General features: G+C 39.3%; 19 protein-coding genes and 1 pseudogene. 9 read left to right on the top strand and 11 right to left on the bottom strand.

The genetic code is table 11. The features are described from left to right. Both QZT26_RS10885 and QZT26_RS10880 read left to right on the top strand, forming a co-directional pair. On the top strand, positions 1-642 hold a 642-nt coding region (locus QZT26_RS10885), incomplete at its 5' end, for an efflux RND transporter permease subunit (RefSeq protein ID WP_295102101.1). A 128-nt stretch (positions 643-770) separates the two neighbouring features. Then, positions 771-1,109 (top strand): annotated as a pseudogene (locus QZT26_RS10880) (YnfA family protein). Between the two features lie 216 nt (positions 1,110-1,325). Here the strand turns inward: QZT26_RS10880 and rhuM are convergent. The 8 genes from rhuM to QZT26_RS10840 all read right to left on the bottom strand — a co-directional run bounded on the left by rhuM (position 1,326) and on the right by QZT26_RS10840 (position 5,352). Next, positions 1,326-1,658, bottom strand: coding sequence for a RhuM family protein (gene rhuM, locus QZT26_RS10875; RefSeq protein ID WP_230405804.1), 333 nt, complete (start codon positions 1,656-1,658; stop codon positions 1,326-1,328). Positions 1,659-2,122: 464 nt separating this feature from the next. Then, positions 2,123-2,335 (bottom strand): DUF433 domain-containing protein, encoded by a 213-nt coding sequence (locus tag QZT26_RS10870; protein ID WP_295102100.1) that lies wholly within the window; start codon positions 2,333-2,335, stop codon positions 2,123-2,125. A 298-nt stretch (positions 2,336-2,633) separates the two neighbouring features. Next, positions 2,634-2,762, bottom strand: coding sequence for a hypothetical protein (locus tag QZT26_RS10865; protein ID WP_295102097.1), 129 nt, complete (start codon positions 2,760-2,762; stop codon positions 2,634-2,636). A gap of 218 nt (positions 2,763-2,980) precedes the next feature. Next, complete coding sequence (locus QZT26_RS10860; protein ID WP_295102095.1) at positions 2,981-3,724, bottom strand: ATP-binding protein; 744 nt, start codon at positions 3,722-3,724, stop codon at positions 2,981-2,983. Then, positions 3,681-4,319: an RNA-binding domain-containing protein gene (locus QZT26_RS10855; protein ID WP_157820730.1), complete on the bottom strand. Its 639-nt coding sequence runs from the start codon at positions 4,317-4,319 to the stop codon at positions 3,681-3,683. The genes QZT26_RS10860 and QZT26_RS10855 overlap by 44 nt, the downstream gene beginning before the upstream one ends. Before the next feature lie 25 nt (positions 4,320-4,344). Beyond that, entirely contained in the window at positions 4,345-4,782 is a 438-nt protein-coding gene (locus QZT26_RS10850) for a type II toxin-antitoxin system VapC family toxin (protein ID WP_099326698.1), read from the bottom strand. Next, positions 4,783-5,064, bottom strand: a complete 282-nt coding sequence (locus QZT26_RS10845) for a type II toxin-antitoxin system prevent-host-death family antitoxin (protein ID WP_099326699.1) — start codon at positions 5,062-5,064, stop codon at positions 4,783-4,785. A 132-nt stretch (positions 5,065-5,196) separates the two neighbouring features. Further along, positions 5,197-5,352 (bottom strand): hypothetical protein, encoded by a 156-nt coding sequence (locus QZT26_RS10840; protein ID WP_157820731.1) that lies wholly within the window; start codon positions 5,350-5,352, stop codon positions 5,197-5,199. A gap of 331 nt (positions 5,353-5,683) precedes the next feature. Between QZT26_RS10840 and QZT26_RS10835 the strand changes: the two genes are divergently transcribed. From QZT26_RS10835 to QZT26_RS10815, 5 genes are all read left to right on the top strand, one after another. After that, a complete protein-coding gene (locus QZT26_RS10835; RefSeq protein ID WP_157820732.1) occupies positions 5,684-6,079 on the top strand; it encodes a hypothetical protein in 396 nt (131 codons plus the stop codon). A 360-nt stretch (positions 6,080-6,439) separates the two neighbouring features. Next, positions 6,440-7,732, top strand: coding sequence for a TolC family protein (locus tag QZT26_RS10830; RefSeq protein WP_099326702.1), 1,293 nt, complete (start codon positions 6,440-6,442; stop codon positions 7,730-7,732). Positions 7,733-7,812: 80 nt separating this feature from the next. Further along, positions 7,813-9,345 (top strand): efflux RND transporter periplasmic adaptor subunit, encoded by a 1,533-nt coding sequence (locus QZT26_RS10825; RefSeq protein ID WP_157820733.1) that lies wholly within the window; start codon positions 7,813-7,815, stop codon positions 9,343-9,345. Positions 9,346-9,379: 34 nt separating this feature from the next. Beyond that, on the top strand, positions 9,380-9,730 hold the full coding sequence (locus QZT26_RS10820) for a four helix bundle protein (RefSeq protein WP_164995068.1): 351 nt from the start codon (positions 9,380-9,382) through the stop codon (positions 9,728-9,730). A gap of 94 nt (positions 9,731-9,824) precedes the next feature. Then, the gene (locus QZT26_RS10815) at positions 9,825-12,944 is read left to right on the top strand and encodes an efflux RND transporter permease subunit (protein ID WP_099326705.1); all 3,120 of its coding nucleotides are present in this window, start codon (positions 9,825-9,827) and stop codon (positions 12,942-12,944) included. A gap of 439 nt (positions 12,945-13,383) precedes the next feature. Here QZT26_RS10815 and QZT26_RS10810 read toward each other — a convergent pair whose 3' ends face one another. Next, the gene (locus QZT26_RS10810) at positions 13,384-14,223 is read right to left on the bottom strand and encodes a universal stress protein (protein ID WP_099326706.1); all 840 of its coding nucleotides are present in this window, start codon (positions 14,221-14,223) and stop codon (positions 13,384-13,386) included. 526 nt (positions 14,224-14,749) lie between these two features. On the opposite strand from QZT26_RS10810, the gene QZT26_RS10805 reads away from it, so the two are divergent. Next, positions 14,750-14,917: a hypothetical protein gene (locus QZT26_RS10805; protein ID WP_157820734.1), complete on the top strand. Its 168-nt coding sequence runs from the start codon at positions 14,750-14,752 to the stop codon at positions 14,915-14,917. A 65-nt stretch (positions 14,918-14,982) separates the two neighbouring features. Here QZT26_RS10805 and ribD read toward each other — a convergent pair whose 3' ends face one another. Together ribD and aroA are read right to left on the bottom strand one after the other, a co-directional pair. After that, positions 14,983-16,086, bottom strand: a complete 1,104-nt coding sequence (ribD, locus tag QZT26_RS10800) for a bifunctional diaminohydroxyphosphoribosylaminopyrimidine deaminase/5-amino-6-(5-phosphoribosylamino)uracil reductase RibD (protein WP_230405658.1) — start codon at positions 16,084-16,086, stop codon at positions 14,983-14,985. Between the two features lie 2 nt (positions 16,087-16,088). Beyond that, positions 16,089-17,363: a 3-phosphoshikimate 1-carboxyvinyltransferase gene (gene aroA, locus QZT26_RS10795; RefSeq protein ID WP_295102084.1), complete on the bottom strand. Its 1,275-nt coding sequence runs from the start codon at positions 17,361-17,363 to the stop codon at positions 16,089-16,091. Positions 17,364-17,697: 334 nt separating this feature from the next. Here aroA and QZT26_RS10790 point away from each other — a divergent pair, with 334 nt between their 5' ends. Further along, the gene (locus QZT26_RS10790; protein ID WP_295102081.1) at positions 17,698-17,829 is read left to right on the top strand and encodes a hypothetical protein; all 132 of its coding nucleotides are present in this window, start codon (positions 17,698-17,700) and stop codon (positions 17,827-17,829) included. The last annotated feature ends 18 nt before the right edge of the window (positions 17,830-17,847 follow it).

The following is a 17,847-nucleotide window of genomic DNA, read 5'->3' as shown; positions in this document are numbered from 1 at the left end:
ATTGTGGTGGAATGCAACGTCCGCGGCAGGGATATCGGGAGTTTTGTCGCTGAGGCGCAAAAGAATATACAGGAAAACGTTAAACTTCCTGCCGGATATTATCTGAACTGGGGAGGCCAGTTTGAAAATATGCAACAGGCAAGGAAACGCCTGGCAGTTGTCGTTCCCATCGCCATGGGTCTCATTTTTATACTCCTCTATACAAGCTTCAATTCCTTTAGAAACGCCATCCTTATCTATATTAACGTCCCCTTTGCGGCGACGGGTGGGATTATTGCATTGTTCTTACGTGATATGCACCTCAGTATAACTGCGGGGGTAGCATTTATTGCCCTTTTCGGCTTGTGCGTATTGAACGGTACGGTTATGGTTTCTTATATAAATGAATTACGGGAAAGTGGTATGAGGATGAAAGAATCTGTTATAGAGGGTGCATTAACACGGCTCAGACCCGTCCTGATGACCGTTACAACCGATATTATCGGGTTTATGCCTATGGCCATATCCACCGATGTTGGTGCGGAAGTGCAAAAACCCTTTGCCACCGTTATCATTGGGGGGTTATGTTTTTCAACATTCCTTACCCTTTTTGTTATTCCCGCTCTCTACGAATGGTTTCCAAAAAAGATAGAGACAACATAAAATAATTTTCCGTAGAGATTACAGAGGTTGCGGAAAATAATAGGAATTTAGGAGTAAGGTACGTCACCTTGGAGAATCGCTATAGTACCTTGTGAAAGAAAAGATTTCTAACGCAAAAGAGGAAAACCATGGAAAAGATCGAGATTACAAAGTCCATTTTCTTCTTTATCCTTACCGGATTCTGCGAAATAGGCGGCGGATACCTCGTATGGCTCTGGCTAAGAGAGTAGAAGAGTATTTGGCTTGGTTTATTCGGAGCGATAGTACTGGTTATCTACGGAGTCATACCAACCTTCCAGCCTGCAAACTTTGGCCGTGTATACGCCGCCTATGGTGGTGTATTCATAGTTCTCTCCATTCTATGGGGATGGCAGGTTGATAAGATAGCTCCGGATAAATTTGATCTGATCGGTGGTCTTATTGCCCTTATTGGTGTGGTTATCATCATGTACTGGCCACGGGGATAACATGTTTTATTGAACGGTTACTAAATACTATAGTAAACGCTAAAAGAAAGTTGTCATTGCGAGGAGGAACAGTTGCGAGGCAAAGCCGAAGCAAACTATTGGTAAGATTCCTCACTTCGTTCGGAACAGGCTCCTCAATCTCATGGCATGGATTGCTTCGCTGTCGCTCGCAATGACGGATTCATGTCAACTTATTTAGGATGTTTACTATTGAAATTATTCCTTACAAAGGAAGTCTGTAATTTTTTGGTAAAGCATCCTCTCGCTGGAGCGGATGTCTTTGATTTCTTCGTAAAGTTCGTCAAAATATCTGGCGCTGAATCGGGAGCCATATTTGAATCTGTCGCTATCCAGCACATAACCTTTGTGGATATAGCTTTTGAGGATTTCTGTTGCCCACTGCCTAAACTGGATGCCTCTTTCAGAATTGACACGGTAACCAACCGCAATAATTGCTTCCAATGAATAAAAGGAGGCGCTTCTTTTTACCTCTCTGTTTCCTTCTTGTTGAACTTGTAAGAAATCCTTACAAGTTGCCGGATGATCAATTTCGCCGCTTTCATAGATATTTTTCAGAAGGTATGAAGCTACAATTTGTATCTTTATTAATCCTTACTATTGGTTGTATCTCTACAAAATTTCCGAATTTTATATTTGAATATTGTTTCTTCATACCCCAAACTTCCTAAAACTCTCATTCATCCATGGAGACGCAAAATCTTGCGTCTCTACCTGGGTGTTTAAAATCTCTATTGCGCTCTTTCTCACGACTTATCCCCCTTCCGCATCAGTTCCGCCTCGCGCTCTTCTTCTCTACTGCAGATGATTGTTTAATCCTGATGTCTATGAATTCTATATCCAGATTCGGAAAGTACGATCATAAATGATTTTTCAGTATTCAATAGCACTTTTTCGTTGTTCATAACTTCAGTAATATTTTTTGCAATTCAACCGTATATTTTCATCTGCGAGTATTTTCATGGTTACTCTTTATTTGCAAAAACATTAACCTCTTATCCCTGGAATTGTCTAGCGGCAAAATCCAGAGCTGCATCCAATCCTTCTTCTGTCAGTTTTGGATAACCCATGAGGATTTCCTCCCTGGTCATACCTGAAGTAATATTCTGCAGTATCAGAGCCACAGATATTCTTGTGCCCTTGATAATAGGCTTTCCATTAAGAATTTTTGGGTCACATACAATATGACCTTTCTCCTGTTTCTTCATAAGGTTCTCCTTAAATCAGTTCAGTTTCAAGATGCTTTAAAATTTCAATCTCCCCTTCAAGTTCAATAAACTGCATGTCGTTGGTCTCTGTATGTTCAACATCTCACTTCATTAACTTACCAGTATCAACTCCGAGCGTTTTTGTGAGAGAGTTAATCTTCTCCTTACTCTTCCTGAGGGTGCATTCCTGATTTTTTGTAACTTCCGCTATGTTTTAATGAAACGTTGCAGTAGTGTTAACCCTGACAGGGTTTGAAACCCTGTCAGGGTTGTTTCGTCCTGACCCCATCATTAACGGTTACAAAAAAACGGGAATGCTCCCCTTCCTGATGGTATCCATAATGATTTTCTCTTCCCTCTCCACTGCGTTTTTTAAAAGAGGAGCCACAGTCTCCGGAGAGTCGCTTTTTAAGGTTATTGTCTTCATGTTGGCACATAAGTTACTGGCAACAAATTTATGCCCTTGAAAGCTCGTATTTTACGGGTAAAAGCCTGTCCAGCATTACATGGTGTGACGCATCGAGGATTTCAATACCTACAATGCATCTATCATTGGCACAAATCTCTTGGAACGTAACCTACCAAAAAGGCTGAAAGCTAAAATGCTCGTCATTGCCTATCTATATAAGTTCTAATCGTTGTGTATTACCCATCAACAATCTCCCAATGCCCGCCTTTATCGGGACCGATGCGTTTGAGAATCCCCTTTTTTCTAAGTCTGGTTATATGATATTTTATTCCATCATCAGTTATTCCAATAAGTTCAGCCAGTTCTTTTTGAGTGATATCTGATTTCTTAGCGATAGCTTCTATAATTTTCCGGGTAGTTTTCCGGGTAATATCTTTCCCCGCTTTAAGAGAATACCTTGGATCACGGTAAAAAATGACCCGAAAGAACGCATCCATTTCAAACACAGGTTCTTTCAGTCCGGCCTCGCGCATAAGCTCTCTCATACGCTCGATACCAGAACCCATACGCTCAACTTTACCCATGCGATGGAACAGATCGGCAATAATCGGATTTCTTCTTACAGATGACTTGCCGAAATCCCGCTTTGTAATTCCATCAGGCAATCCGCCGGGGTTTTCTATTTCCACGCGATCATCAAATATTCTTACATAAATACTTGTTCCGTTAATCGTATAATTCCTGTGGACTATAGCATTAACAACTGCCTCCCTTAAGGCGTCTAAAGGAATCTCATAAATGTCAAAGCGGTCAAAACCCCGAATTTCACTGCGAACGTTTAAATGTTTCTTTAAAAATGCAACGGCTCCATTAAACTGGGTTAAGAGGTCGTCTTTCACATCATTTCTGTCATAAATATTCGTTTTATCCGTTCCCTTAAAAGATGCAAAGATGCTTTCTGCGAGGGATGAACTTTTCAACTTTGGAAGAAAACATTAAAGCCCCTGTATTGTTGATTTTGTCTTTCCTGTAAATGCTCAGACTTGTGAGAAAGGAGGCAAGATTTGCCTTGCTGACCTTGTAAGACATATTTGCTTCACGCAAAAATGATTTAACTTTCATAAGCGAAATATCCTTAAGGCTTAAATCTCTGCAAGGGATATCCTCAAAGGAGATATTATCGGTTTCACGAAAAAGAGACCGCACCTCCCGATGAGTCATCTTCTGTGTCACTGCGTCAAGCCGTCTGTAATAACCGGAAGATGAACCATAAGGCTTTTCATCTCCCTCGGCAACCTCAACAACAACGATATTTCCCTCTTGATGGATTTTCTTAATGTGAATTGACGGATCACAGTTCCTGGCAATAGCATTTATTTCTGCTTTCATTTTATTGGTCAGTTTCTCACCAACAACCTTTCCTCTATCATCAATACCGAGAAGCAATAAACCGCCTTTTGAATTGGCAAAGGCGACAATATCACGGTCAATCTTTGGCGTGTATCTCTCCTTAAACTCAACCGTTAAGCCTTCGCCTTCTTTAATCAGAATGTTTATCTTGTCAGCATCTGTCATTGGATATCTCCCCATCTTCAGCAGTTCAACCAATAAAAACAGTCTTTAACCCTTTATCGTTGGTAAATTCTGCCTGTCTTTTATCAGAGGTAATAAATGTCAGCGCTATTCCTGTTGATTCCTGAAATAGCAGCGCCGAGGCTATGTGGATAGCATCAAGGGTTCGCGCACTTGAATGCAATAGAATTTCCTCAGTCCTCCTTAATACATCGTCTGTAAGTCTGACTATTTCAAGATACGGCAAGTCTTTTTTCACGCGGTTCACTAACCTGTCAAAGGTCTTATCATCTATCTCTTTCCCTTGCCTTCGCCTTGAGAAGGCTGAAAAACACTCGCTCGTAAGAATGGCGGATGCAAGGAGTCTGTTTTCTTTGACCAGTTTCCTTACCTTGTCCGACCCCTCTTCCTTCAGGAATATCTTCAGATATGCGCTTGTATCAATATATATCCAGGGCGGGTTCATTTAAAACCTCTCTTCCCTTCCCTCTATGATGGTTTCGGATAAAGGCTTTCCTGTAATCGCAATAGTCCTGCCAAGCGGCAACTTCCCTTTAACAGCCCTTCGCAATATTCCCCGATCTTCCAAACTTTTGATCTTATCGTCCGGCGTCCCCTCTTTCATGATCGGCTTGATAACGGCAACAGGGTTTCCCCTCTCCGTTATAACAACCTCCTGCCCTTCTCTGACTAACTTCAGATATTTTGAAAAGTGCATATTTGCTTCCCTTAATCCAACTTGCAGCATATCAGTCCTCCTTTTGTAGTTATGTTACTACAATTTATCTGTTTATACCTTCTGTGTCAATTTGTTTTTAAAGACCTTCAGGGCATTTCATTTATAGCGGTGTGCGCCACAACTATCATAATCTATTTACGATTATATAACTTTCCATCTGATAGTAAACAGTTCTGTTTGTTCAATCTTCTGCTTCAACCCCGCCTCAATTTCTTCAATTAATTGGTTTTTTTTATTATCCACGTCATCCTGTGTCTGATACAAATTTAAACGCATGGTGTTTCGTTTCTTTTCCATTTCCTTTATCTGCCTATGTGCCATTACGCTACATAACAAAATTTGGTCTTCAGTTTCAAACGAATGAATTGTTAAGTTAATTACAGATAACCAGCCGGGAGCATTCCCGTTTTTTTGTAACCGTTAATGATGGGGTCAGGACGAAACAACCCAGACAGGGTTTGTAACCTAGTCAGTGTTGTTTTTTCCTGACCTCATGAACGGTTACCAGGTTTGTAACCCGGCAGGAATCACGGCTGGATAACGAAAAATTATTGACACTGTGGGATGTTATGAATTATATTTTGCATTAGTAAAAATATTTTTAATATTTCATTCTGCAAAATCTCTGATGACAAAAATACAAACAGCCAAACTTCTTTTAATTTTAGTATCCATTGCATTCTGTTTATCGAATGCCACTATGGGCAAGATTATCACACACGAACATGAACTTCATTTTGAACACGGTACTGTTCATGTTCATCATACCACCGGAGATCATGGCCCAGGAGAAACTGACCATAAAGACGCAAAGGATATTTTGTCTTTCGATTATTTACCTGCAAACCATTCCAATTCCGCCAAGACGATTCACGCCATTAAACCATGTTTGTTTTCTCGTTTTTCACTTCAACCAGATGACCTATTTATCTGCATTTCTTCAAAGAATTTCCATTTCTTATCTTTCCGCCAATCTTCTTCCTCCAATAAAATATACCAACTCAATTCTGCTTATCTTATCTAAACAATTCGTATTACCACATTTCCCTTTGTTCGCAAATTTGTTTTCTTTCGGAAAATAGCGTCATTTTCATCGACTTTATTTTTCTATAAGGAAGCATCATCGACAAACAGGTCGCTCCTATGGAGCTTTGATTGATTTAATCAATTTCCGTTATTACAAACAGTTCGTCCCTACGGGACTTTTACAAACAAATTATCCTTTTAGCTCCATCAGGAGCATACTGTTTGTAGTAGATAGAGATTATATTCCATACAGTTGGTTAGCTCCGTAGGAGCGGCCTGTTTATTCTCTTATTGTTCATGCTTTGTCTTTCACCCGGTCAACATAAAAAGGTCTCATGCCATAAATAGGAGTAATAAAATGAATTTTCTTAAAATTTTAAGTATTGCAATTCATCTGTTTATCGTTACGCATTTTGCAATATCTTTCAATACCACTTTAGTGATTGCTTCTGATTTGGAATTCAAACAGAAAGAAAAACATCTAACCATTGAAGACGCTGTAAATATTGCAATCAATAATAACCCCATCATTATGTCAAAGAAACATACCGTAGGTGCTGCCCAAGGAAAGATAAAACAGGCTCAATTAATGCCAAATCCGGAGATTACGCTGTTAACAGAAGAGATACCCACAGAAGAAATAGGGTTAAATCAAAGCCAAAATATGGTTTCATTATCGCAAAAATTAGAGATTGGCGGCAAAAGAGGACTAAGAACAGATGTGGCAAAAAAGGAAAAAAATATCCTAAGCTTTGATGTACAAACTACCATCTGGAATATTACAGCACAGACGAAAAAGGCATTCTTTGATCTTCTCACAGCGCAAGACGAATTAAACCTTGCAAAAAAGACCGTTGAAATAGCAATGAGCTTGAAAAACCTGTCAGACAAAAAGTTTAAAGTTGGTGATATATCAAAGTTGGGAGTTCTTAAGGCGGAAGTTGAATTATCCAACGCAAAAACAACTGTAGTCGAAGCTGAAAGGAATATGTTTAATGCAACTAAGAGATTGCAAACTGTTATGGGGACAACAGGGGCTCCTTTACAAAAGCTTGTTCCTATTCCTGTTACCGATGCGCCGCTTCTCAAATTGGAAAAACTAGAGGAGTTATCATTAAAAAATTATCCTGAGTTACAAGCGCAAAAAAGTATTGTCAACCTTTCGTTATTAAAGGTTAAAGAGGCAAAAAGAAAAATGATCCCGGATATTGATGTATCTATAGGATATAAGCGTCTTTCAGCAACAGATGACGATACAATCCAGGCTGGAATAAGCCTTCCTTTACCTTTTTTCAATAGAAACCAGGGCAATATTATCGAGGCAAAAGAATTGTCACACAAGTCAAAAGATGATGAGGCCGCCGCTAGAAACAAATTATTACTTCAATTGGACAATGCTTATTCTATGTACGCTTCAACTCGTGAACTGGTTCGTTCTTTTATTGACACGATAGTCCCACAGGCTGAAGAATCTTTGAAGATGTCAAAACAGGGATATGAACATGGTGAGTTTGATTTCCTTGAAGTATTAGATGCCCAACGAACATTGGTGACCGCAAATGTTTCATATTTAAAGGCTTTAAACGATCTTTTTACTTCAATAACAGAAATTGAAAGACTTGTCGGAGTTAAGATTTCTGATATTAAATAATTTCATATTTACCACTTAAATTACTGAAAAATTAAAAACCTTTTTTACACAAGGATACTTACATGCTAAGAACGTTCTTTATGAATAAAATAATCATTTCATTCGTCATCGTTGCAGGCTTATTAGCGGGCTGTAATGATGACAATCATAAACACGTTGATGCCGAACACGGTCATTTGCACGGAGACGAAGTACATACAGACGTAGAGCCTGAACCGCTTGCTTACACCCTCTACACAGACAAAATGGAACTGTTTGTAGAGTTTAAACCTTTGATCGTAGGGAAAACCTCAAAGTTTGCTGCACACTTTACCCGATTAGGAGAAAATTTCAAAGCAGTAACAGAAGGTTCCGTAACAGTCCGCCTGATCGGAAACGAGAGGCCATTAACGGATAAAGCCGAAAAACCATCCTCTCCGGGCATATTCCGATTGGCTTTGAATCCTGAAAAACCCGGCACATATCAGTTGGTCTTTGACATCCGTACTAAGGAATTTTCCGACAAAATCATGATAGAAAACATCACTGTTTACCCTGACGCAAAAACCGCACTGTTACATCAACAGGAACAAACAATCAACGAAGAAATTGTTTACCTGAAAGAGCAGGCATGGAAGATAGATTTTGCCAATAGGGAAGTAAAAAGACAGCCCTTTACAGAAATAATCAAAACCACAGGACAAATCTTGCCTGCACGGGGAGACGAGATAACTATAACAGCAAAAAGCAGCGGTATCATAACATTCGGAAACAATAAAAAACTGATCGGTTCTGCTGTAAATGTAGGCGAAACATTATTTGTAATTTCAGGAGCCGGTTTAACAGAAGGTAATTTAGACACGAAATACAAAGAAGCAAAAAATAACTATGAAAAAAGTAAAATAGATTTTGAAAGAGCCACAGAGTTGGCGAAAGACAATATCATTTCACAAAAACACTTTCAGGAAACACAACTCCAATACAAAAATGCCCAAACCACTTTTAATACTATTGAAACCAACTACACTGCTGGTGGACACAAAATCAAGTCGCCAATACAAGGGTATATAAAAAATGTGGTGATAAGCGAAGGAGAGCATGTTGGAATCGGGCAACTCATCGCCATCGTTTTCCAAAACCGCAAACTCATTTTAAAAGCCGAAGTGCCTCAAAAGCATTTCTCAAAACTCAACAGTATTTCATCAGCGAATTTCATAACTGCCTATGACAGTAAAATATACCGCACTGACAGCTTAAACGGCAAGCTCGTTTCATATGGAAAAAGTGCCGACAACAACGCTTATTATATTCCGGTAAACTTTGAGATTGACAATAATGGTGAAATCATTCCTGGTTCATTCGTAGAGGTGCTTCTAAAAACCAATGTAATTAGAGATGCTTTAGTAATTCCTTATTCAGCGCTCATAGAGGAACAGGGAAATTACTTTGCATATGTGCAAACATCGGGTGAGGGATTTCAAAAGCGTGAATTAAAAACCGGAGTCAATGATGGTATGAATGTACAGGTATTAGCAGGTATAAAGGAAGGCGAAAGAGTTGTCACTAAAGGAGCCTACCAAATAAAATTAGCAACAATGTCAGGTAAAATGCCTGCTCATGGACACGAACACTGATAAAATTTTGAATTTTAAATTAAGGACAATTTCAATGAAAAAGGACAATATAATACTTGAGAAAACCTTTGATTTTGCTTTAAGCATTATCGAGCTGTATAAAAAAATGACTGAACAAAAGGAATATGTTTTGTCGAAACAAATTCTCCGGAGTGGAACAAGTATTGGTGCAAATATAGAAGAGGCGATTGCAGCACATTCAAGAAAAGATTTTGCAGCTAAAATGATACTTGCATCAAAGGAAGCAAGAGAGACCCGATACTGGTTAAGGTTACTTCAAAAGAGCCAGTTGGTTAAATTAGAATTTACAACTCAATTAAATGACATTGAAACTATAATCAACATTATTACTGCTATTGTAAAAACTACCCAGGGGAAATCTTGAATTATGAATGTTAAATTTTAAACAAAAAATAAACAGTCAGTAAATTTAAAATCTAAAATCCAAAATCCAAAATCTAAAATCTAAAATTTCTACCATGTTAAATAAAATTATACAATACGCCCTAAATAATCGCTTAATGATTATGGCAGCCTCAGCACTGCTTTTAATAGCTGGCATTTATACGGCATCCATAATGGAAGTTGATGTATTTCCTGACCTTACTGCGCCAACGGTAGTAGTGTTAACCGAAGCGCACGGAATGGCTCCGGAAGAAGTCGAAAAATTAGTAACCTTTCAAATTGAAACGTCAGTCAATGGCGCCACCAATGTACGCAGGGTAAGGTCATCATCTGCCGCAGGAATATCAATTGTTTGGATAGAGTTTGAGTGGGGAACAGATATTTTTAAGGCACGACAAATCGTTAGTGAAAAACTGACAATCATTGCAGAAAAGCTACCACTGGGAGTCGGAAACCCTACAATGGCCCCTCAATCATCCATCATGGGTGAAATTATGCTTATCGGTTTATCATCGGAAAATACAACACCAATGGATTTAAGAACCATTGCCGACTGGAATATACGGCCCAGGTTATTGGCGACAGGAGGAGTGTCGCAGGTTATTGTAATTGGCGGAGAATACAAGCAATACCAAATACTTGCCTCTCCTCAAAAAATGAAACATTACAACATTTCTTTAAACGAATTGCTGAGGGCAAGTAAAGAAAGCAATCTTAATGCCTCAGGCGGTTTTATGAACGAATATGGCAACGAATACATCATAAGAGGTGTTGGAAGAACAAACAGCGTGGAAGAAATAGGCAATGCAGTAATCAAGGTTGTTGCTAATGTGCCGGTAAAAATAGAGGATGTTGCAGAGGTTAAAATAGGCGGAGCAATCCCTAAAATCGGGGACGGTTCACTCAAAGCAAGTCCGGCAATTATTATGACCGTAGCAAAACAGCCGGGAACCAACACCCTGGAACTCACAAAAAAAATTGATAATGCTATTACAGAGATTGCCAAAACCCTGCCTTCCGACATCAAAATCAACACCAATATATTTCGTCAGGCGGATTTTATTCAGGCTTCCATAAGTAATATTCAAAAAGCGCTAATTGAAGGTTCTGTCTTTGTAGTTATCATTATGTTCTTGTTCTTAATGAACTTCCGAACCACCATTATATCCCTGATTGCTATTCCCCTTTCACTTATCGTTTCCATTATCACCCTTAAATTTTTGGGATTAACCATCAATACCATGTCTCTTGGCGGAATGGCAATAGCCATCGGCTCATTGGTAGACGATGCTGTTATTGATGTGGAAAACGTCTTTAAACGTCTAAAGGAAAATGCACAAAAAAATAATGAAGCACGAGAAAGTACACTTGTTGTAGTTTATGATGCCTCAAAAGAGATTCGCTCATCAATCCTTAATGCGACCCTTATCATTATTGTTGCTTTTATCCCCTTGTTTTTTCTTGGCGGGATGGAGGGAAGAATGTTGCGGCCTCTGGGGATCTCCTTTATCGTTTCTCTGTTTGCATCCCTGATTGTTGCGGTAACACTCACCCCTGTGCTTTGCAGTTTTATGCTTACCAACGACAAAATGCTTTTAAAGCAGGCAAAAGGCAGTTGGCTGGAAAGAGGGCTTCACCGATATTATAATTCCGCATTAGGAAAGATAATGAAAATTAAAAAGACATTACTTGGGATATCCATCGTGTTGTTCATTATGGCGATTTTTCTAATGTTTGGTTTGGGACGGAGTTTCTTGCCTGAATTTAACGAAGGCACTTTAACGGTAAATGCTGTCAGTATGCCGGGCATATCACTCGAAGAATCAAATAAAATTGGAAACAAGATTGAAAATATCCTACTGTCGGTGCCAGAAATTTCAATTACTTCACGCAGAACGGGAAGAGCCGAATTAGATGAACATGCACAAGGTGTAAATGCCGCTGAAATTGATGCTCCCTTTGTTTTGGCGGAAAGAAGCAAGGATGAATTTATGAAGGAAGTTCGAAAGAAATTAAGTGCTGTCTCTGAAGCGAACATCACCATCGGGCAACCCATAGGACACCGTATTGACCATATGCTTTCAGGCACAAGAGCCAACATTGCCATTAAGCTTTTCGGAACAGACTTATCCAAAATGTTTTCTGTTGCTAATCAGATAGAGCGCACCATTGAAGGCATAGACGGACTTGTGGATATTAGCGTGGAACAGCAGATTGAAATTCCGCAAGTACAAATAAAAGCGAAACGGAATATGCTGGCTAAATATGGTATTTCAATAGGTCAATTTGCCGAATTCATTGATGTTGCCCTTGCAGGCGAAAAGGTATCTCAGGTTTTTGAGAGAAACAAAAGTTTTGATTTGGTATTACGATTTAATGATGAAAACAGGGGCAAAATAGAAAATATCCGCAACGTCTTAATTGATACCAATATCAATCCAAACCAACAATCCAAAATTCAAAATTCAACATCCAAAATCCCTTTACATTATATAGCTGATATTGTTTCAACAACAGGCCCCAACACCATTAACCGGGAAAATGTACAACGGAAAATTGTGGTTTCAGCCAATGTGGCCGGACGTGATTTAAAAAGCGTAGTAAACCAAATCAAAGAAAAAATAGATGATACTGTTCAGTTGCCGGAAAATTACCGCATTCAATATGGCGGACAATTTGAAAGCGAAGCAAAGGCATCAAAAATATTATTCTTCACCTTTTTAATGGCTTTATTCATCATATTCCTTTTGCTTTATCAGGAATTTAAAAATATCAGGCTTGCAGGCATTGTTTTTCTCAATTTGCCTTTGGCGCTGATAGGCGGCGTCTTAAGCATTTGGTTTACAGGAAAAATCATAAGTATTCCCTCTATCATCGGGTTTATTACACTGTTTGGAATAGCGACACGTAACGGGATATTATTGGTTTCACGCTATCAGACATTGCAGAGTCAAGGCGTTGCTTTGTATGAAACCGTCATTAAAGGCTCTTTAGACAGGCTAAACCCGATTCTCATGACTGCCTTAACTACCGCTTTGGCATTAATTCCATTGGCAATAACCGGCGACCTGCCAGGAAATGAAATACAAAGCCCAATGGCAATAGTGATATTAGGAGGTCTGCTCAGTTCCACCCTCTTAAACATCTTCATTATTCCTGCCGTTTACTACATTTCAAATGTGAGAAAAAAATGATGATGATACTTGATATTTAATGGTAAAATCCGAAGTCTTCAGTCTTCAGTCTGCGATTTTGTACGATTGATGATTGCCGGGTGAGAGGGTGGGTGGGAAAGGATACATCCGGATGAATGGAAGGATGAGTCTCGATGGGAGCATTCCCGATTTTTTGTAAGTGTTCATGGAGTTGGGGCAAAACAACCCTGACAGGGTTTGAAACCCTGTCAGGGTTAACATACTGTACGTTTTATTAAAACATGGCGGAAGTCACAAAAAATCGGGAATGCTCCCAGTCTCGATACAAATATTGCTGAAAAGACCTGTCACAAAATTACAAGGACGTTTCCCACCGTATTGACCTTGTAATAACAGAAGTTCTCTTCACTACGAGAAACATATCCCGTAATGCGGAACAATCGCCAATGCTTTTTTCTCATTTATAAAACACGCTTACTTACCGGTAAAGCAATAGTGGGCAATCAGTATGTCTCATTACCCTTGTAGTCGTGCTGCCCAAAATCATTTCTTGTAGTTTGGAATGTCCATACGCGCCCATCACTAACAAATCGCAGTTGTCTTTACATGCATCCTGTATACCCTTTGCATGATCTTTTCCTTCTATTGGAACAATGTTTGGTGTGAGGTTAAGACCATCGAGAAAAGTTTTTGCTTTGGATAAGATTTGCAAGGCTTTTTCCCTGGTATCATCAACACATAGTAACGTCATATTTAATTCCATGAGTTGTGCCATCTCCGCCCCTATCGCTAATGCCTTATCTGCAAACAGGCTCCCGTCGTATGCAATTAGCATGTTGCGAAAGGGTTTAAATCCTGCAGGCGTTATAAGTACGGGCTTATGTGTTTTCCGCACAACGAATTCTACGTTTGAACCAAGAAAGACATCCAGCCATTCAGCGTGAACCCCCTTTTTCCCCATAACAATCAAATCATAATTTGCCGATGATTTTACAATTTCATGATTTACAATGCCTTCTTGTATTTCACGGGTAAAGGGTACTCCCGCTTGTATGCACTTCCCTTCTACCTGATTCAAAGCTGCGTCTGCCTTAGAATCAAGCATTTCCCTGACCGTTTGATTAAACGTCCCATAGGGAACCATACCGCCAATGCTTGTGCCAATGTCATGAATCAAAGGACCCGCCAGAATTTTAATATCTTTCACAAATAGTCCATGCACACTCCCATCATTTGTTTTCGCGATACTCACGGCATAATCTGCTGCGGCAAGGCTATTATCGGAACCATCAGTAGGAACTATAATTTGTTTTAACATAGATAACCTTGATAAAAAAATTTATATTATTTGCCACTAATTACGTCATTAGGGCATTTTACAAAGCACAGAAGCAATGTGATTATTACGTTGTGATAAATTTTTGTCAAGTTAAAATATGACTTAAAAATTGATAACACTTTATTTTTTAAAAAATTCCAATAATCGCAGTGTAAGGGCGAAGCATTTGCTGTAAATTGTCATAAGTGCGTTTATACCCAAAACGGGCAAATGCTTCGCCCCTACTTTTTCAAAAAAATAAAGTGTTACAAAGATGGTGAAATATATTTTCCACCACCATCTTTAGCATCTGAATGAATGTCAAAGAAATTCAGACACTCTTCAAGCCCTCATTAAATGCTAATATCGCTCCAGGAAGGCATATTCATTTGTTGTGTTTTATTTCTTATTTTTGTGGTTAATTTAGGCTTGACATTATGTGCTGCAGGTATATAATTTTTATCGATTTTTATTTATTTCTGATTGTCGGATTTAACCTATTTTATAAGCGGGAGAAAGTAATAAAATGATTTTAGAGGCTAATCATTCCACAGATAACCAGTCAAAGAAAACTGAGCGTTTATCATTTATCAAAGAGAGATATAAGAAGTTAGTACTTGAGCCAAGAAAAGAAATTGAATTCGAAATTGAAAGATCTCTTGATGATGAAGATGGCGCAGTAGAACCTGCGTAAACAGGCGATGTTCTCCCACATACCATTTACATATACTTATTCCGAAAGAAGACTTCGCAGATTTTTTAATTTAAAAGTCCTTCCACTACAATATCGTCTGAAAATCTATAGTGCCTTACTTCTCTTATTTTCAGCGCATCGCAAACGTTTTCAACGCCCTTACCCAGCACCGGAGAGGTATCCCCACATCCTCCAATTATGATGGGAGCGATAAATACAATAATTTTATCCGCAAGACGTTCTTTCAGTAATGAGGTGATTATTTTGCTACCACCTTCCACCATAATATTGGTCAACCGCATTGACCCCAGTTTTAAAAAGAGTTCTTTTAAATCAACATGATCGTAATCGCCATTTGTTTCTATAACCCGGCATCCCGATTGCCGTAATATCTCAACTTTTTTTTGGGGGGCGTTTTTACTCACCGCGATAATTATTTCACTTTGTTGGACAGTCCTGATAAGCGCTGATGTTAAGGGAAGCGAGGCCCTGCTATCAATAATGATTCTTTTTGGATTTCTCCCCCCATTAAAGCGGCACGTCAATAGCGGATCATCTTTCAAAACGGTGTTAATTCCCACCATAACACCGTCAACCTGACTTCGTAATGTATGAACATACCGGCGGGATTCTTCCGACGTAATCCATTTTGAATCGCCGGTGACGGTGGCAATCTTCCCATCAATCGACATTGCCCACTTTACAATTATATAAGGCATCCCCTTTTGAATTAATTTAAAAAAAGGGGCATTAAGTTTTTTGGCTTGATCTTCCATGACGCCCATGCGCACAGTTATTCCCGCAGCCTGTAATTGCTTCACCCCTTTGCCGGATGTAACCGGATTAGGGTCCACGCATGTAGTTACAACCTTTGCAATTCCCGCCAAAATTATAGCGGCAGCACAAGGCGCGGTTTTGCCATAATGAGCGCATGGTTCCATGGTTACATATAGCGTTGCGCCTTTGCAATTTACTCCGCCTTCATTTATCGCGTGTATTTCCGCATGAGCGCCGCCATAGTTCTTATGATACCCCTTCCCCACGATTTCATTGTTTTTTACAATGACAGCGCCTACCATTGGATTCGGTTCAACCATCCCCCTGCCTTTTTCTGCAAGTTCCAATGCAAGCGTCATATATTCTTCGTCATGTTCTTTCATAAGCGGCATAACTATCCCCGCAATTTTTCTATCAGTTGGAAATAATTAGGAAATGTTTTAGAGACACATTTCGGATTTTTAATAAATATCCCGTCTGATTTTAATCCTATCAAAGCAAAACTCATTGCCATGCGATGGTCATCATAGGTTTCTATTTCCGCAGGTTTCGGCATAGAAGGTTCAATCTCAAAACCATCTTCATATTCCGTGACAGATATCCCCATTTTCCGCAATTCTTTTGCTACAGCGGCGATTCTATCCGTTTCCTTAATTCTCATGTTTTTAACATTTCGCACCCTTGTTTTGCCTTTCACATAAACCGCAACCGCCGCTAATGTTTGAGCCACATCAGGCATATCCCCCATATCAACATCTACGCCATGTAATGCCCTGCCGCTGACTTCTATCCAGTCCCTTCCCCTATCCACATGACATCCCATTTTTTTTAAAACATCGGCAAATTGGACGTCGCCCTGCAAAGAATCTTTTCCTACACCTTCAACCCGCACTCTTCCGCCGGTAATCGCCGCAACAGCAAAAAAATAAGACGCTGCGGAAGCATCTCCTTCCACTTCATAAGAAATTGTTTTGTACCGCTGTCCACTTTTCACCAACAGTCTTTTGTAACCGATATTTTCAACAGTTACGCCGTGCTTGCCCATTAAATCAATGGTCATATCAACATAACGCTTTGACACCAGATCGCCCTTCACTTCTATTGTCACATCATTCTCTGCATAGGGAGAAACCATTAATAAAGCGCTAAAATATTGACTGCTTAAATCGCCATTCACTATAGCCTTCCCTCCCTTTAACCCCTTGCCCCTGATGATGACCGGAGGGCAGCCATTGTCAAGTTTTGATTTTACTTCAGCGCCAAGTTGGTTTAAACCCTCCAGCAAATCCTGTATAGGTCTTTGTCCCATTCGTTCCACGCCGCCAATTTCATACACCCCGTACCCTAACGTAAGCAGAGCGGTAAGAAATCTCATGGCAGTCCCGGCATTACCAACAAACAGATTTGCCTTCTCTGCGGGAATACACCCCCCCTTGCCATTAACAATAAATGTATTCGTGTCTTTTCGCTCCTCCACAGGAATCCCAAGAGAATTTAAACATGACGCCATATAATGTGTATCATCGCTAAAAAGGGCATTATTTATTGAAGAGATTCCGTCGGCAAGTGCCGTTGTAATTAATGCCCTGTTTGTATAACTTTTTGAACCTGGAACCCGAATTATCGTGTTTATTCTTCCTGTAACAGGTTTAATCTCAATCACATTCATTCTGACATCCCGTCCGTTTAAAACTTGTTGTTCATGATATAATAGATATTTTAATTTTACATCTGATTGACTGCAAACAAACTCAATATAGCAAACATATAGCGAATTAAAAGAAAATAATGCATACGTCAAATATTTGAAAAAATATATTTAATAATCGTCATGTTCTGTTTTTCCACTATTTAAAAAGAACCATGACTGTCTGAATAACACATGTTCCAAAATTGACTTTGTTTCTGTGATTTGATAGAATCCCGCTGATTTTTAAAATACTAATAGGTACGACAGCTTTCTTTATATTGTTTTATTGCTTGGGAAAAATAAAGGTGGACAAATGAAACATTTTTTAAAAAAAGAGGGTCTTCTCCCTATCGAGTGGGTAAAAATGAGCGAAAATTGCTTTGTGTTAGATATCAGGCAGCATGCAGGCCAAGATTTTGAGTCGAAGATATTCTTCGTCTCGTAGACCGTAAGCTCGGCGTTG

Origin of the sequence: uncultured Candidatus Kuenenia sp., assembly GCF_900696675.1 — a bacterium.
GTDB lineage: Bacteria > Planctomycetota > Brocadiia > Brocadiales > Brocadiaceae > Kuenenia > Kuenenia stuttgartiensis_A.
The sequence above is the reverse complement of the archived record's forward strand: the minus strand, read 5'-3'. Positions and strand labels throughout refer to the sequence as shown.

Excerpts from the sequence above, each read along its gene's own strand:
- QZT26_RS10870 (WP_295102100.1), bottom strand. The coding sequence starts at position 2,335 with ATGAAGAAACAGGAGAAAGGTCATATTGTATGTGACCCAAAAATTCTT.
- QZT26_RS10865 (WP_295102097.1), bottom strand. The coding sequence starts at position 2,762 with ATGAAGACAATAACCTTAAAAAGCGACTCTCCGGAGACTGTGGCTCCT.
- QZT26_RS10855 (WP_157820730.1), bottom strand. The coding sequence starts at position 4,319 with ATGACAGATGCTGACAAGATAAACATTCTGATTAAAGAAGGCGAAGGC.
- QZT26_RS10850 (WP_099326698.1), bottom strand. The coding sequence starts at position 4,782 with ATGAACCCGCCCTGGATATATATTGATACAAGCGCATATCTGAAGATA.
- QZT26_RS10845 (WP_099326699.1), bottom strand. The coding sequence starts at position 5,064 with ATGCTGCAAGTTGGATTAAGGGAAGCAAATATGCACTTTTCAAAATAT.
- QZT26_RS10840 (WP_157820731.1), bottom strand. The coding sequence starts at position 5,352 with ATGGAAAAGAAACGAAACACCATGCGTTTAAATTTGTATCAGACACAG.
- QZT26_RS10835 (WP_157820732.1), top strand. The coding sequence starts at position 5,684 with ATGACAAAAATACAAACAGCCAAACTTCTTTTAATTTTAGTATCCATT.
- QZT26_RS10830 (WP_099326702.1), top strand. The coding sequence starts at position 6,440 with ATGAATTTTCTTAAAATTTTAAGTATTGCAATTCATCTGTTTATCGTT.
- QZT26_RS10825 (WP_157820733.1), top strand. The coding sequence starts at position 7,813 with ATGAATAAAATAATCATTTCATTCGTCATCGTTGCAGGCTTATTAGCG.
- QZT26_RS10820 (WP_164995068.1), top strand. The coding sequence starts at position 9,380 with ATGAAAAAGGACAATATAATACTTGAGAAAACCTTTGATTTTGCTTTA.
- QZT26_RS10815 (WP_099326705.1), top strand. The coding sequence starts at position 9,825 with ATGTTAAATAAAATTATACAATACGCCCTAAATAATCGCTTAATGATT.
- QZT26_RS10810 (WP_099326706.1), bottom strand. The coding sequence starts at position 14,223 with ATGTTAAAACAAATTATAGTTCCTACTGATGGTTCCGATAATAGCCTT.
- QZT26_RS10805 (WP_157820734.1), top strand. The coding sequence starts at position 14,750 with ATGATTTTAGAGGCTAATCATTCCACAGATAACCAGTCAAAGAAAACT.
- ribD (WP_230405658.1), bottom strand. The coding sequence starts at position 16,086 with ATGCCGCTTATGAAAGAACATGACGAAGAATATATGACGCTTGCATTG.
- aroA (WP_295102084.1), bottom strand. The coding sequence starts at position 17,363 with ATGAATGTGATTGAGATTAAACCTGTTACAGGAAGAATAAACACGATA.
- QZT26_RS10790 (WP_295102081.1), top strand. The coding sequence starts at position 17,698 with ATGAAACATTTTTTAAAAAAAGAGGGTCTTCTCCCTATCGAGTGGGTA.